Raw genomic sequence first — 290 nt, forward strand, 5'->3', positions numbered from 1 at the left:
TCGACCCGACCATGGCGCCGCCGGGAAAACACTTCATGAGCTGCTTTGTGCAATATGCGCCGCCCAAGATAGACGGCCGCGACTGGACCGACACCGACCGCGGCGGCTTCGCCGAAAGCGTGATTTCGCAGATCGCTCAGTACTCGCCCGGCTTCCGCAACCGCATCGTCCATATGGAGGTGCGCACGCCGCGCGAGATCGAGGCCGAGGTCGGCCTCACCGAAGGCAACATCTTTCAGGGCGAGCTCACTTTCGACCAGCTGCTCTTCAACCGCCCGGTGCCGGGCTAC

Annotated in this window: 1 pseudogene; it reads left to right on the top strand. The window is 64.1% G+C overall.

Annotated elements, in window-relative coordinates:
- Positions 1-290: pseudogene (locus EN807_RS34670) on the top strand (amine oxidase); the annotation flags it as partial.

Source organism: Mesorhizobium sp. M5C.F.Ca.ET.164.01.1.1 (assembly GCF_004792125.1).
Classification (GTDB): Bacteria; Pseudomonadota; Alphaproteobacteria; order Rhizobiales; family Rhizobiaceae; genus Mesorhizobium; species Mesorhizobium wenxiniae.